13 protein-coding genes are annotated in these 13,499 nt (G+C 60.1%); 5 read left to right on the top strand and 8 right to left on the bottom strand.

The genetic code is table 11. The features are described from left to right. Positions 1–33: 33 nt before the first annotated feature. Complete coding sequence (locus tag M0H32_RS16635; protein ID WP_248156013.1) at positions 34–1,659, bottom strand: thiamine pyrophosphate-binding protein; 1,626 nt, start codon at positions 1,657–1,659, stop codon at positions 34–36. A gap of 455 nt (positions 1,660–2,114) precedes the next feature. Further along, positions 2,115–2,960 (bottom strand): LysR family transcriptional regulator, encoded by an 846-nt coding sequence (locus M0H32_RS16630; RefSeq protein WP_248156011.1) that lies wholly within the window; start codon positions 2,958–2,960, stop codon positions 2,115–2,117. Positions 2,961–3,057: 97 nt separating this feature from the next. On the opposite strand from M0H32_RS16630, the gene M0H32_RS16625 reads away from it, so the two are divergent. Continuing rightward, positions 3,058–3,657 (top strand): HD domain-containing protein, encoded by a 600-nt coding sequence (locus M0H32_RS16625; protein ID WP_248156009.1) that lies wholly within the window; start codon positions 3,058–3,060, stop codon positions 3,655–3,657. A gap of 83 nt (positions 3,658–3,740) precedes the next feature. Here M0H32_RS16625 and murJ read toward each other — a convergent pair whose 3' ends face one another. The 3 genes from murJ to M0H32_RS16610 all read right to left on the bottom strand — a co-directional run bounded on the left by murJ (position 3,741) and on the right by M0H32_RS16610 (position 8,606). Beyond that, positions 3,741–5,102, bottom strand: a complete 1,362-nt coding sequence (murJ, locus tag M0H32_RS16620) for a murein biosynthesis integral membrane protein MurJ (RefSeq protein ID WP_248156007.1) — start codon at positions 5,100–5,102, stop codon at positions 3,741–3,743. Between the two features lie 8 nt (positions 5,103–5,110). After that, the gene (locus M0H32_RS16615) at positions 5,111–6,889 is read right to left on the bottom strand and encodes an SLC13 family permease (RefSeq protein ID WP_248156005.1); all 1,779 of its coding nucleotides are present in this window, start codon (positions 6,887–6,889) and stop codon (positions 5,111–5,113) included. Between the two features lie 853 nt (positions 6,890–7,742). Next, positions 7,743–8,606, bottom strand: a complete 864-nt coding sequence (locus M0H32_RS16610) for an NUDIX domain-containing protein (RefSeq protein ID WP_248156003.1) — start codon at positions 8,604–8,606, stop codon at positions 7,743–7,745. A gap of 128 nt (positions 8,607–8,734) precedes the next feature. Between M0H32_RS16610 and M0H32_RS16605 the strand changes: the two genes are divergently transcribed. Further along, positions 8,735–9,136 carry a hypothetical protein gene (locus M0H32_RS16605; RefSeq protein WP_248156001.1) on the top strand — a complete coding sequence of 134 codons (402 nt, stop codon included), beginning with the start codon at positions 8,735–8,737 and terminating at the stop codon, positions 9,134–9,136. Positions 9,137–9,188: 52 nt separating this feature from the next. Here M0H32_RS16605 and M0H32_RS16600 read toward each other — a convergent pair whose 3' ends face one another. Next, entirely contained in the window at positions 9,189–9,674 is a 486-nt protein-coding gene (locus M0H32_RS16600) for a DUF3429 domain-containing protein (RefSeq protein ID WP_248155999.1), read from the bottom strand. 189 nt (positions 9,675–9,863) lie between these two features. Between M0H32_RS16600 and M0H32_RS16595 the strand changes: the two genes are divergently transcribed. Further along, positions 9,864–10,046, top strand: a complete 183-nt coding sequence (locus tag M0H32_RS16595) for a hypothetical protein (protein WP_248155997.1) — start codon at positions 9,864–9,866, stop codon at positions 10,044–10,046. Positions 10,047–10,088: 42 nt separating this feature from the next. Here the strand turns inward: M0H32_RS16595 and M0H32_RS16590 are convergent, their stop codons facing one another. Both M0H32_RS16590 and M0H32_RS16585 read right to left on the bottom strand, forming a co-directional pair. Beyond that, entirely contained in the window at positions 10,089–11,273 is a 1,185-nt protein-coding gene (locus M0H32_RS16590) for an MFS transporter (protein WP_248155995.1), read from the bottom strand. After that, positions 11,263–11,622, bottom strand: coding sequence for an MmcQ/YjbR family DNA-binding protein (locus tag M0H32_RS16585; RefSeq protein WP_248155993.1), 360 nt, complete (start codon positions 11,620–11,622; stop codon positions 11,263–11,265). The genes M0H32_RS16590 and M0H32_RS16585 overlap by 11 nt, the downstream gene beginning before the upstream one ends. A 154-nt stretch (positions 11,623–11,776) precedes the next feature. On the opposite strand from M0H32_RS16585, the gene M0H32_RS16580 reads away from it, so the two are divergent. Beyond that, the gene (locus M0H32_RS16580) at positions 11,777–12,598 is read left to right on the top strand and encodes an RNA polymerase sigma factor (RefSeq protein WP_248155992.1); all 822 of its coding nucleotides are present in this window, start codon (positions 11,777–11,779) and stop codon (positions 12,596–12,598) included. A gap of 89 nt (positions 12,599–12,687) precedes the next feature. Next, a complete protein-coding gene (locus M0H32_RS16575) occupies positions 12,688–13,182 on the top strand; it encodes a YybH family protein (RefSeq protein ID WP_248155990.1) in 495 nt (164 codons plus the stop codon). The last annotated feature ends 317 nt before the right edge of the window (positions 13,183–13,499 follow it).

The raw sequence follows: 13,499 nt of genomic DNA, 5'->3' as shown, positions 1-13,499 counted from the left end.
CGGAGATTTTCGCGCCGGTGAGGCCCCGCCTTATCAGATCCGCATGCGCGGCACGTCGTTCGGGTCGAGGCGCAGTTCGATCAGGAGGGGCTTGTCGCGCGTTTCGATGGCCTTGATCGCGGTTTCCAGCTCCTCCGCCGAAGTGACGGTGAGGCCGTGGCCGCCAAGCGCGGTGGCAACCGCGGCAAAGGACGGCCAGTCGAACATGGCAAGGCCCGGGTCCATCGCCCGGTCGAGAAACTGGATATGCTCCGCGCCATAGGCGCTGTCATTGGCAACGACGACGATCAGGTCCTGTTTCAGGCGGACGGCCGTGTTGAACTCGTTGATGCCGCCCATCATGAAGCCGCCATCGCCGGTGAAGAGCACGACGGGCCGGTCCGGCGCGGCAAAGCCGGCGCCGAGCGCTTCCTGCAGGCCAAGGCCGATGGAACCGAAATTGGCGGTGACCAGGAAGCTGCGCGGGTCGGGCGCGGAGATCCGGCACCAGACTTCCGTCATGAAGCGGCCGCCATCCGTCGTCAGAACACGGTCCTTGGGAAGCACTTCCTCGAGCCGGTCAAGCGCATGCACGTAATTGACATAGCCCGGCTTGGTGTCGGCGGGGTTCGCCGGCGGATGGGCGGTGAGTGCCGCGCCGTCCAGCTCTTTGGTGAAGCCGCTTGGAGGGATCTCCGCCTCGTTCAGCCAATAAAGGAAATTGTCCGCCGTCAGCGCGGCATCGGCGACCAGGGCGGCGTCGGCGTGAAAATTCTTGCTGACCTCGGTGACCGTGTCATTCACCTGGACAACGCGCTTGCCCCTCATCAGGGCGCCCTTGTCGGTGGTGAAGTGGTGCAGGCTGGCCCCGAAGGCAACGATGCAGTCGGCCTTGTCGATGGCGTCATAGGTGGCCGGCGTGCTCAGCGTGCCGAAAATGTCCATGTTGTAGGGATGACCGTTGAAGAGCCCCTTGGCCTTCAGGGTGGTTGCCAGGGGAGCCTCAAGCCGGTCGGCCAGCTCGATCAGCTTGTCGCGGGCATCGATAGCGCCGCCGCCGGCCAGGATCACCGGGCGCTTGGCGGAAGCGATCATGCCGACGGCGGCGTCGAGATCGTCGCCTTCGGGAACAAAGGCGGGCGCGCCGAAGGCCTTGAAGACGGTCTTTTCATGGGCAACCTCCTGCCACATGAAATCGGCCGGCATGTTGAGCACGATCGGGCGTTTTTCCACCCGGGCCCGATAGAAGGCATGGGCAACGTCGCGGGCGGCTGTCTCCGGCGCGCGCAGCTGCTCAAAGCCGGCGCCGGTCACCTTGACCAGTTCGCGCTGGTCGATATTTTGCAGGTTCTGCGGGTTCATCACCGGCGTGTCGCCGGCCAGCAGCACCATTGGAATGTGCCCGCGCGCGCCCTCGGTCAAGGCGGTCACGCAGTTGGTCAGGGCCGGTCCGTGGGTGACCGTGCCGACGCCCATCTTGCCCGAGACATGCGAATAGGCCAGCGCCATCAGCACCGCGCTGCCCTCATAGGAAACCGGCACGAAGGTGCCCTTTCCGGCGCGCACATAGTGATCGACCATGAACAGGTTGGCGTCGCCCATCAGACCGAACATCGTGTCGATGCCCTGGTCCAGAACAGCCTGGGCAATCGATTGATAGGTGTAGCTCTTCTCGGACATTTTATTGTTTTCTCCCAACCCTTGGCCGCTGAAACCCGCAGCCTCCCGCGCCGCTGGTGCCGCAATAAGTTACATTTGCAACTTTCTCTATGCCAGATCGCGGTTCAGTTCAAATGCTTTGGGGAGATGGCTTTATTTCCATGGGAGGCGAACCAAACTTCGGTGTCACCCCGTGCGAGCGGAGCGAGACCCGGGTCCTACTCATTTCCAGAGTGCAAAAGCATTTCGAGAATTGTTTGAAACAAGCATTGCCGACTTTTGCGTTCGAGGCAGAGCCGAGAGGCAGCTAAAGTCGGCTCAGACTTTTCTCGAAATACTACAGAACATAGGAAACAAATCTCGCAACTGCGGCAATCGGAGCTGCGAGTAGGCACCGGGTCTCGCTCCGCTGGTTCGGGGTGACACTCAGGGCAAACTCCGCCCTGCGTACTTGGCAGGCTAAAACGAGCCCCGGATCAGGCCAGCGCCACGTCCATGAGCCCCGGCAACACCTGTTCCACCAGCTCCGCCGCCACACCTTGCGGATCGTAAATGGCAAAGCGGTCGAGGTCGAAGCCTTCGGCCCCGGTCACTTCAAACAGCCGTCCGTTGGTGAGCGCGTCCGCAACCATGCGCCCGGGGCAAAAGGCCATGCCGCCCCGGCGCAGGAGGTAGGCAAGGCCCATCGTGGCATTGCTCAGGAAGAAGTGACCGGGCCTCTCGCCCAGCAGGTCAGCCGTGGCTGCGTCATATTGAGGCCCGAGCCGGAAATTGAGGAACAGCGGCAGGTCCGCATCGCTCACCCGGCAGGGCCGGTCTGCCACCAGCACCATGCGTTCCGGTGGCAGCGGCACGGTTACCAGCTTTGTGCCATGGGCCTTTTCGTGCGTAACCGTCAGATCGAGAACCTGCCGGCGTACCAGGTCGACGGCATTGCTTTCATGGTCGAAATTGAGCGTCAGCGGCAGTTTGCCGAGGTTCTGCTCGGCCCAGACCGTGAGATCCACCAGCAGCTGGTCCCAGATCGACAGCTGACAGCCGATCCGGAGCGCCAGCCGGTCGGCAAACCGGCGGCCGATGCTGCCTGCGATCTGCTGCCAGTTGGCCAGCATCTGCTCGGCCAGCGGCCTCAGATAGTTCCCGGCCTCGCTGAGCCTGGTGCCGCCGGCACCGCGCAGGAACAGCTCCACGTCGAGTTCCTCTTCCAGGGCACGGATCCGGCTGGAGACCGCTGCCTGGGTGATGTTGAGCCGGTTGGCCGCCCGGTGGAAACTCTCCGTTTCGGCAACGGCCAGAAAGGTGGTCAGATGTTTTAGATCCATGCCGAACAATATTTTCTATCAAACTGATAAAAACAATCAGTTTTTCTAATCAGGTGGTTCCTGATAGCGTTTTGGCATGCTCTTAAAGGAGGCCAACATGCTCGACAGATCCAACAAATCCCACAAACCCACCTGGACCCGGATGGAAGATGCCAGCCGGGAGGATTTCCTGGCCGTCATGGATTATGAGGAAGACTTCAATGCCGGCTTGGTCGACCGCATTATTTCGATGCTGAAGTCGCTGGATGAGGACTGGACGCCCTATCCGATCAACCGCTACCAGCACTCCTTGCAATCGGCGACCCGGGCCTTTGAGGATGGCGCCGAGGAGGAAATTGTCGTCGCGGCCCTGATCCACGATATCGGCGATATCCTGTCGCCTTATAATCACGGCGAACTGGCAGCCGCCATGGTGCGCCCCTACGTCTCCGAAAAGACCCGCTGGATCATCGAGCACCACTGTGTATTCCAAGGGTATTATTACAATCATCATCTCGGCGGCGACCGCAATGCGCGCGAGAAATACAGGGACAGTCCCTATTACGAGGACTGCAAGTATTTCTGCCACACCTATGACCAGGCCTCTTTCGACCCGGACTATCCCTCCAAGCCGCTGGACTTCTTCGAACCCATGCTGCGCCGGGTGTTTTCCAACAAGAAGGGGCATCTGGAACTGAACGAGCGCGCCGACGTGTGAGAACCGCTCCGAGATATTCGTGAGAACGTTCGTGAAAAAGCCGGTGTTCGCGGCCTTCTGCCCGCACGCCGACCCGCATCGTATCAGTGGATTGGTTGCCGGGTTGTGCCGCAGTAGCCACGCCGCCAGGCGCTCCAAAAGAGTAAAACAAAGTAACAGGTCATGCCGACCGACGTGGCCAGGGCAAGGCCAGGTGCTCCCCAATTCGGCACAAGGGCTACTTTGCAGACGATGTTGAGGCCAAGCGCAATGGCAAGCAGTCTGAACGGTGTCGCGGTATCGCCGCGTCCCTGAAAGGCAACAACAAGTGGTCGAACCATAAGGGCGGGCAGCAACCCGAAGGCATAGGCAGTCAGAATGGAAGCCGTCGCAATTGTGTCCGCAGATGTAAAAGAACCGCGCTGAAATAGTAGCCTCGCAATCGGCTCTCCCCAAAACGCAAGTATTCCAGCGGCCGGAAGGCCCAGTGCTAGACATAACCAAAGTGCATGGTTGACTACCCGTCGAGCATTCAGAGTTTCACCCTTAGAAAAATGGCGGGCGATATCCGGCAGCATGACTGTCCCGAGGGCAAGCGAAAGCACACCGATCGGCAACTGGTATAATCGGTCTGCAAAATAAAGATGCACCAGGGAACCGGTTGGAAGAAACGATGCCAATACCGTGTCTGTGAACGCAGCGACCTGAAGAGCGCCCGAACTTAGCAACGCTGGTCCGAGGTTTCGGAAGAATGTGCGAGTAGATGTTGACAGGCCGAGCTTCGGCCAAGGTTGCTTCAGGTCGGCACGCCGGAATGCCCAGATTACAAGAGCCAATTGTAATCCACCGGATACAAGAACGGACCAGGCTGCAGCATGTCCGCTTGAGGCAAACATCCAGCTGAACTGCAATCCTCCGATCAGGCACACATTCATGACAATCGGTGTGGCGGCAAACGCGGTGAAGCGACCATTGGCTCCCAGCCGGGCTCCGAAAAATGCAAGCAACGAAGCGAAAAAGAGAAAGGGAAATGTGATCCGGAGAAAAAGGCTGGCAAGAGGATAGGCCGGATTGCTTGCGTCGAGGCCGGGTGCGAACAATCCCAACATTACCTCTGGTGCTATCAGGACGGCGGCTAGGAGGACAAGGTTTGCGAGCACCAGCCAACCCAATACTTCGGCTCTGAAGGACCGGGTTTCCTTTGCGTCCGTCTCGTCAATCGCATCGATTGGCAGAAAGGCTGCCGTGAAGGCACCTTCCGCGAGAAGCGCACGAAACTGGTTCGCCAGACGAAAGGCAAGCATGAATGCAGTGGCAACTGGCCCGGCACCGAGAGTTGCCGCAAGGATTATGTCCCGTAGAAGGCCCAGTGCCCGGCTTGCCAGCGTCAATCCGGCCACGTTAGCGACATTCATTAGCAAGGGGAACCGTTGAGGCAAGCGGCCTGCGCCGAACAGTCCAGACACGGTTCTTTTCAAGGTGTCAGAGGCCAAATCATCGGAGCAACGATCACGGTAACAAGACCGGCGAGGACGTTCATGGGCAGTCCCAGGCGGATAAAGTCACCAAACCGGTAGCCACCGGCGTTGTACACCATGGTATTGGTCTGGTATCCGATTGGAGTGGCGAAACTTGCACTGGCGCCAAACATCACGGCGACTATGAATGCACGGGGATCCAGACCGAGTTGAACAGCTACTCCGGCAGCAACCGGTGTCATGATCACGGCAATAGCGTTGTTTGACACAACTTCAGTCAATAAGGATGCAAAGGCATAGACGACGGCAAGCGCCACCAGGGGAGGGAGACCTGCGAGATTTTGGGAGAGCAGCCTCACGATCATCTCCATAGCGCCGGTCTTCTCAAGTGCCGTACCGAGTACAAGCATCGAAACGATAAGCAGCAGCAATCGACCGTCAATTGCGCCAATACCCTCCTCAGGATCGACACAGCGTGTCGCCAGAACCGCTGCAGCGCCGATGATCGCCAATGGCAGAATAGGTGCAAGGTCAAGTGCGGCGCCGATCACAACCGCTGCCAGAATGCAAATTGCAACGGGAGCCCTGCGGGTACGGTAGCTACGGGCAGTGATGGGAGCCAAAGGAATCAGGTCTTCATTGCTGGCAATCCGTTCAATATCCTCAGCTGTGCCGTCGAGCAAAACCGTATCACCTGGTTCCAGGCGCAGATCAGAATTATTGACATCGATGGCCTCGCCGCGCCGGTGAATGGCAACAGGATAGACCCTGTAAAGGCGGCGCCAGCCCAAGTCGGAAATTGGCCCTTTTGAACTGCTGACCAGCACTTCCATGACGATATTGCGTCGCGCAGCCGCAAGTTCGGCTCCGGCAATCTCCACCCCGGCACGTTCTTGGTCGCGAAAAGCCATGATCTCGGCATCTGTTGCGCGCAAAATCACCCGGTCGCCCGCTTGTAGCCGGACTTTATCCAGGTCTTGCCGGAGAGAGAGATCCTGGCGGACCAAATCAACGATGCGAATGGACCGGCGCTGGAAATCCCGAATCTCGAGCAATGGTTTTCCAACAAGCAGTGAACCGTGCGGCACGAAAAGTTCGACGCGCCATGCCTTGGATTCTCGCGGTGCCGTCAATTCGCTTAAGCTGGCGCGCTGCGGCAGAAGTCTAGGTGCTGCAACCGCGAGGAAAAGACCACCCGTTATTGCCAGAACAATCCCCAGCGGGGCGATCTCAAAAAGTGAAAAGGGAGCAAAGCCGAGTTCCTGAGAGACACCGTCAACAAGCAGGTTTGTCGATGTACCAATCAGAGAACATGTACCACCGAGAATAACAATGAAACTCAATGGCATTAACAGCCGCGAAGCGCTCGTGCCCAGTTCACGAGCAAGGCTGAATACCACCGGTATTAAGATCATGACCACCGGTGTGTTGTTCATAAATGCCGAGGCGACCCCGGCTAGGGAAAAGAACAGCGCAATAGTGAATTTAGGAGACTGTTCGACTCCTTTCTTCAGGATGTTGGCTACGGTTTCCAGTACGCCGGTGCGTACGAGAGCCGCACTGATGACGAACATGGCGCCGATTGTTGCAGGCGCTGGATTTCCGAATGCCTTCAAAACATCTTCTATTGAAACCATGCCAGACAGAAGCGCAGCTGCTACCGCAAGCAAAGCGACCACTTCTGCGGCGTATACTTCCCGAATGAAGAGGAAAAAGACTGCGGTAACAAGAAAGAGGGCAGCAAAAGGTGCGGCAAAACCAAGATCAAACAACATCCAGCGAAATCCAGGGATGCAGCCGTACTTTTAACATGCCGACGGCGAAGCACTTGATTTCAGGACGTCCTGAGAGGGGGGACCTGAAGCTACGCCTCATTGACGAGTGAAGCCCTCGCTGGCAGCGCGGTCAATCATTGGAACACGCTCATATTTGCGCGTCCCCAAGACTTGCCGCCTGACTGATCATCATTATACCGTAACCTGGAAAAGCGGCAACGGCATTGTGACGGCGTCACGAAAACGGGAGCCTGCTTCCAGCGAACGCCAGCGTTCACGTCACCGCTTTTCAGCGCCCGACATAATTTGACCCCAGCTGGCGGGTGCACGTCGAGACATGCCCAGCCATGGTCTTTGCCAACGGAAAACAAGATCCGGATCTTCAAGACGCAACAGTGTGCTGACCGTCTAGTGTGGTGAATTTGGAATTCGCCTCATTGTTGCAGCGACCATCGAAGCGAATTTCAAATTCGAAAACCACACTAGAAACATATGCTTGCTAGTCACCCTTTTGAATCTGAAGCTTGTTCCGAGTGTGCCGGGAAATAAGACGAACTTCAGATTCGGGTGACTAGGGTCTGTGGACAATTAGGATTTGGTCTCGGTTTGGATGCAAATGGCTCAATTTCCAGAAGCAAAGGCGCGGGAAGGGCCGGCCCTTTCAAGCCTTTGCGACGCCGAAATGAGCCATTTGAGCCAAATCCCCATTGCCAATATTTGGGGGGACGCTGCGGATTTCGGTTTCGCGTGCATCGGAAAGTCCTTGTGGTGTCGACACCACTGCGAACTTTCCTCCTGCTCGAAGACCGAAATCCGACAAGCGCCAAGACCGAAACCTAATTGTCCACAGACCCTAGACCCTGGCCGCCAAAAGCGCGAAGGCCGGTTGTTTCAGCAAGGCGGCGGTTTCGGGCCCGGGAACCCATTTCCGGGTCCGGTGGTGCTCTTCCCAGGCACCGCCGTCCAGCACTTTTCTCACCTCCATCGGATAGACGGTCACCTCGCAGGTCGCGCCCCATTTCGCATAGGTGAAATGGCCGAGCGGCGTCCGGCCGACCGTGCCCTCGACGCCGGCTTCTTCTCGCGCCTCGATCCTGGCGGAGGCGGCGGGCGACAGGCCCGGTTCGACAATACCCTTGGGCACCGTCCAGTGGCGGCCGCTGGACGAACCGATGATCAGAACTTCGGTGCCGGAGGCTATACGGCGGAACGGGATGACGGCGGACTGGCGGTAATAATAGGCTGGCCGAGGCCTCCGTTCCGGTCCGTCCGGCGCTGGAAAGGGAAAGAGATCGGACAGGTCCTTCGGATCGATCCGTGCCACCAGCCGGGGCCGGTCCGGCTCTCCGCCAATCCGGATCAGGGCACCGGGGGTGACACCGGCTTCAATGCCCTGCCGGCCCAGGAGTGCCTTTGCTTCTTCGGGCAGGACCACCAGAAGCGGCCTTTTGCAATCGGTCAGGCTGGGCAGGTGTCCGGCCGCTAGCTCGTCCGAAATTGCCAGCCCCCGCACGGTCCAGCCGGCCGCTTTCAGCGCCTTTTCCGCGCTGGCTCGGGCGCGTTTCGCCGGGCTTGTGAGCACCCGGTCCGGACGCAATCGTTTTTTACCCAGATAGGCGCCGATCTTTTGCACCTGGCGTTTGCCCTTGCTGCGCAAGGGCTGATCGGAGGCGGGGCCGTGCCAGACCTTGGCTCCAGGTCCCGCGCAGAGGATCATCAATTCTGTCTCGGCATTCATGGTGCCCGAGTATAGCCGGTGGCTGAAGGATTGTCAGCGGAGGTCGCTCGGCTGCCGCGACCAAACGCTGGATTGGTTCCGGGCGGGCGCCGGCGTAACATGGACCCATGAAATCCGTTTTCCTGTCCGCCTTCTCCTACAGCCTGTGCGTGTTCGCGATCGGTTTCGTCCTCGGCGCGGTCAGGGTCCTTTTTCTGGCTCCGCAGGCCGGTGAACTGACCGCAGTGGCTGTCGAACTGCCGCTGATGCTTTTGGCAAGCTATCTTGTTGCGAAGCCGGTTCTGCGCCATTGGCGCATTCCGAGGCGGTTCGGCGACAGATTGGCCATGGGATCGCTGGCCTTCGCCATTCTGATGGTGTTCGAGGTAACCCTGTCGCTTACCGTCTTCGGCAATACGCTGGCTCAGCACCTGTCGCGTTACGGTGAACCGGTCGCCTGGCTCGGACTTGCTGGCCAGATGGTCTTTGCGGCCATTCCCCTGATATTGCTGGCCTCGGAGAACGGCTGATTGAGGACAAACTCTTCGGTCAGGGAGGCCGGGCCGGGTGACACGAAAACCTTTACGCCATCGCTCCAGCAACCAGCGAGGCCATTACAACCGCACTGAGAGGAATGCGCAGTTTCGGGTACCAGTCCGGCGCTTCTCCCTTCATCGATGCCCTGACGTCGGCGAAGAGAACGAGCGCGAAGGCGGCGACCATCATGAACAGTCCGATCTTGAATGGCATCAGGAGGGCCGCCCAACCGATCAACGACGGCACCACGCTCGTCACCAGCCTGCGCGGGAGCGCGCTGTCCGGCGCCGGTGATCGGGCAGCGATAGCCATTCCCCATTGGATGCCGCCGAGAAACGACAAGATCACCGCGCCATAGAAGGTGAGTGCCCGGCCCGCCCAGGCAGTCCAGGTGTCCGGTCCGAAAATAGTCAGAAGCGCCAAGGCAAGGAATGGCAGGGCGCCGGTTCCTCCAAGCCATGCGGCAGCGGGGGGGACGCTTGACGGCTGTCGCGGCTGATCCGTGACGGCCGTTTCATGTCCAGTGCTCATCGGAGACCTCCTGGCGGGGTTGGCAAACCACCTGCGTTGAGATGGGAACTGTGAGAAGACCTACGTTCCAGGTGCTCGTCCGGATTAGGGCCGGGGCGCGCCAGCAGAGCAGGGTAGAGAATTTTTTGGGAACCAATGGCGCTCTCGTCCGTTGTCATCCTGGATCCAAAACCAAACAAGGAGGATCAGATGATTGCTGAAATGAGCGTTCTCAGTCCGAAACACCGCCAGGACGCCGAAGCAGAAGCCAAGAAGATCCGCAAGGTGGTCGAAAAGACCAATGCGGGCGGTCAGCTTGGCGGCACGTTTTTCGGCCAGGAGCCGGACGACGGCATGGCGCCGCCGAAATCGGTGCGCGCGTCACGCGGATGACCGAACCCGCCTCCAGGCGGTTTAACTACAGCCTAGCCCGGCTCATCGCATTTTCAGCTTCAACATTCCCAAAATGCCGAGCGCGGGGCCAATGGCCATCACCGCGAAGACGCCCGGCCAGCCGATCAGCTCGGCGCCGAGCGGGGTCAGCTGGACCGTGAAAAAGGTCAGGGCGAAACCGAGCGCCGTCTGGAACGTCATCAGGCTGCCGGCCTGGTCCGGTGGCGCGAAATCCGCGACCAGCGCGGAGAATTGTGCCGAATCCGGCAGGATCGCCGCGCCCCACACCAGAACGCAGACCACCGTCAGCCAGACCGGACCACCGAAGGTGAGCGCAGAGGCGAGCGCCGCCGTGCCGCTGACGGCCATGGCCAGAATGGCGATGTTGGCCTTGCCGATCCGGTCGGCTGCCAGCCCTGCGACAATGCAGGCGGCACCACCGGCCGCGATTGCCAGAAAGGCGATCAGCCGGGAGAAGGCGACGGCCTCACCTAGCGGCATATGGGCTGAAAAAGAAACAGTCAGCGCCACGCCGATCCAGGCCCACATGGCGTAAAGCTCCCACATATGGCCGAGATAGCCGGCATAGGCATAGCGGATCTTGCGGTCGGTCCAGGCCGTCAGGATTGCGCCGATCTTCATGCGCGGTGCTTTTGCGTGGAAGGGGCCGAGGCCGACAAACAGGCACAGGACACCGCCGGAGGCCGCTGCAAGCGAGGCGACACTCAGGCTCCAGCGCCAGTCCGCGCCACCGAGCAGCGCCAACAGATGTGGCGCCGCCGAGCCGAAGGTCAGCGCACCGACCAGCGTGCCGACCAGCAATCCGCGGTCCTTCTGGCCCCAGCCGACGGCGATCTTCATGCCGACCGGATAGACACCGGCCAAAAGGGCGCCAGTGGCAAATCTGGCGAAAATGGTGATCGCGCCGCCGGGCTCGAACACAAGCAGGCTGGCATTGAAGACCGCCGCGAGAATGGCGCTGACCGCGAAGAAGCGCCTGGGATCGATCCGGTCCGCCAGGCCAAGCAGTGCCGAGGTGACGGCTCCGACCACGAAGCCGATCTGAACGGCGCTGGAAAGCGCCGCCTGGGCGAATTCGGAGATGGCGAATTCCCGGGTCAGGTCCGGTAGGATCGCCGCGGACATGAACCACAGACTCATGCCGGCGATCTCGGCCAGCATCAACAGGCCGAGCGAGCGCCACTTGCCGGAAAAGTCAACCGGCAAGACCCAGCTCCTTCTGCTGTTTCTTGGTCAGCTTGCCCGCGATGATCTTGTGCGCGGCAACGATATAGGCCTTGAGGTCCTCGTCCGACATGGCGCCTTCCTTTTCCAGCTGCACCCATTTGGCCCGCGCCAGATAAGGGGCCGGGATCAAGCCGTCCTGCTGAATGAGAAGCGCGTAGGAGATGTCGGAGCATTTGAAGCTGAACCGGGGATGATCGCCTTCGCCCCAGCCCGAACAGATCGCGAAGATCTTGCCGCCGACCTTCCAGACGGAGGCATTGCCCCATTGGATGACATGGCTGGTCGCGGCCAGGGTTTTGCAGAAGGCGTCAAACTCGTCACGGGTCATCAAAAAGCTCGGTTGTTGAAAGGTGAAAAATCGGGAAGCGCGCCAAGATGGCGCGCCGCGCCGGATCGCGCAAGCAGGCCTATGATCAAAAAAACATGTCACACATTCCGTCACCCGTGCCTCTAACAGTATAAACGGCAAACAAGGACGGCAGATGATGACGGCAATCTCGATTTCGGCAGACAGGATCAGGAAAGCGCAGGAGGGCGACCGGCAGGCACTGGAGGACGTTCTTTCCGGTGTCCAGGACCAGATCCACCACCTGGCGCGGCGCATTCTGGTCGATCCGGAAGATGCAATTGAGGCAACGCAGGAAATACTGATCCTGGTCCTGACCAAGCTGTCGACCTTTCGCGGCGACAGTGCCTTTTCCACCTGGGTCTACCGGGTGGCGGTCCGCTATCTCGTTGGCGCCAAGAAGATCCGCGACCGGGACCTCGGCCTGACCTTCGAGGCCTTTGCCGCCGACCTGGAAACCGGCCTTGTGGCCGATCCGCCGGAAGCCCCGGACGAGGCGCTGCTTTTGAACGAGCTGCGGGTCTCCTGCACTATGGCGATGCTGCTGTGCCTCTCCATGGACCTGCGCCTGGCCTACGTGCTTGGTGATATCTTCGAACTGGATCACGGCGAGGCCTCGGAAATCCTCGACCTGACACCAGCGGCCTACCGCAAACGGTTGTCGCGTGCGCGTGGCGAGGTCATGGCCTTTACCTCCGATCATTGCGGCCTGGTCAGTGACAGGGCGAAATGCAGCTGCCCGCGCCGCCTGCCTGCCGGCATTTCCTCCGGACGGATCAGGCCAGGTCAGACGCCCAATTCGGCTGGTGCCCCAGAGGACTATGCCGGGGTCAGAAAACGCATTGGATCGGTGATCGACAGCCTGAAGACCTTTGAACTCCAGCGCGCTGTGCCGTGGCAGCGCTGCCCGACCGAGATCCGCTCCCAGCTCACCCAAATTCTGTCGCCGCCGCTCTAAGGGCCCCGACCGGCAGAACTGCCAGACATTTCAACCCTCAACCCTCTTGGCTTCAAGCGGGACTGGCACCGCTTTGCCTGAACAAAGGCATGACTTCAATGCGCATCCTCAAGCACACCGGCCTGGCGGCCGCCGCCGCCCTGACGACCCTTGCAACCCCGATCCATGCAGAAGGAACCAACGACATGACTCCCGTCCAAAAAGACGTTCTTTCCCTCATCCAGTCCATGACCTACTCGTTCGAAAAGGGCGACATTGATGCGGTCATGCAGACCTACGAGCCCGCGCAGAGCATTGCCTTTGAGCCCGGTCAGCCTGTCTCCGACAGCGCTCTCTCCCGGAAGCTGTTTCAGGAGTTTCAAAGCCTGTCGCCGAAATTCAGTTATTCCGGTCACGAGGTGATCGTCGAGGGCGACATCGCGGTTCATATCGCCCCTTGGCAGATGACCGGCACGGCCCCGGACGGCAAGGCGGTAACCGGAGAAGGGTTGTCCGTTGCCGTCCTGCGCCGTCAGCCGGACGGCAGCTGGAAGATGGTCATCGACAATCCCCACGGCAGCCGGCTGCTGACAACGGCTGAGTGATCCGGACGGAACCGGGGGCCGCAATGGAAAACGGTGCTTCGCACCGGTAAGCTTTGCAGGACGTTTCGCGGGCGCGGGGCGGTGTCACCGCCCCGCTTTGCCGTCGGTCCCTTGAGCGGCCGAAACACCAGCGCAGCGCCTTGAGGATCACCAGCCGCCTGCGCTTTCGCACCAGCCGCAAGTGCCGCTGCCACAGCAGGTGATGTTCGGGGATGTCCGCCGGCCAGAACTCCGCGTGGTGCGGATAGAGGCCGCGAACCGGATCGTTCCATCGCCGCGTGGCTCCGGCTTTACCCCTTGTCTCCAGAGGCAGGGAA

This window comes from Roseibium sediminicola (assembly GCF_023156505.1).
Classification (GTDB): Bacteria; Pseudomonadota; Alphaproteobacteria; order Rhizobiales; family Stappiaceae; genus Roseibium; species Roseibium sediminicola.
Note: the sequence above shows the minus strand (reverse complement) of the source record. Positions and strands in the feature narration are given on the sequence as shown.

Excerpts from the sequence above, each read along its gene's own strand:
- M0H32_RS16635 (WP_248156013.1), bottom strand. The coding sequence starts at position 1,659 with ATGTCCGAGAAGAGCTACACCTATCAATCGATTGCCCAGGCTGTTCTG.
- M0H32_RS16630 (WP_248156011.1), bottom strand. The coding sequence starts at position 2,960 with ATGGATCTAAAACATCTGACCACCTTTCTGGCCGTTGCCGAAACGGAG.
- M0H32_RS16625 (WP_248156009.1), top strand. The coding sequence starts at position 3,058 with ATGCTCGACAGATCCAACAAATCCCACAAACCCACCTGGACCCGGATG.
- M0H32_RS16615 (WP_248156005.1), bottom strand. The coding sequence starts at position 6,889 with ATGTTGTTTGATCTTGGTTTTGCCGCACCTTTTGCTGCCCTCTTTCTT.
- M0H32_RS16610 (WP_248156003.1), bottom strand. The coding sequence starts at position 8,606 with ATGATCCTCTGCGCGGGACCTGGAGCCAAGGTCTGGCACGGCCCCGCC.
- M0H32_RS16605 (WP_248156001.1), top strand. The coding sequence starts at position 8,735 with ATGAAATCCGTTTTCCTGTCCGCCTTCTCCTACAGCCTGTGCGTGTTC.
- M0H32_RS16600 (WP_248155999.1), bottom strand. The coding sequence starts at position 9,674 with ATGAGCACTGGACATGAAACGGCCGTCACGGATCAGCCGCGACAGCCG.
- M0H32_RS16595 (WP_248155997.1), top strand. The coding sequence starts at position 9,864 with ATGATTGCTGAAATGAGCGTTCTCAGTCCGAAACACCGCCAGGACGCC.
- M0H32_RS16585 (WP_248155993.1), bottom strand. The coding sequence starts at position 11,622 with ATGACCCGTGACGAGTTTGACGCCTTCTGCAAAACCCTGGCCGCGACC.
- M0H32_RS16580 (WP_248155992.1), top strand. The coding sequence starts at position 11,777 with ATGATGACGGCAATCTCGATTTCGGCAGACAGGATCAGGAAAGCGCAG.
- M0H32_RS16575 (WP_248155990.1), top strand. The coding sequence starts at position 12,688 with ATGACTTCAATGCGCATCCTCAAGCACACCGGCCTGGCGGCCGCCGCC.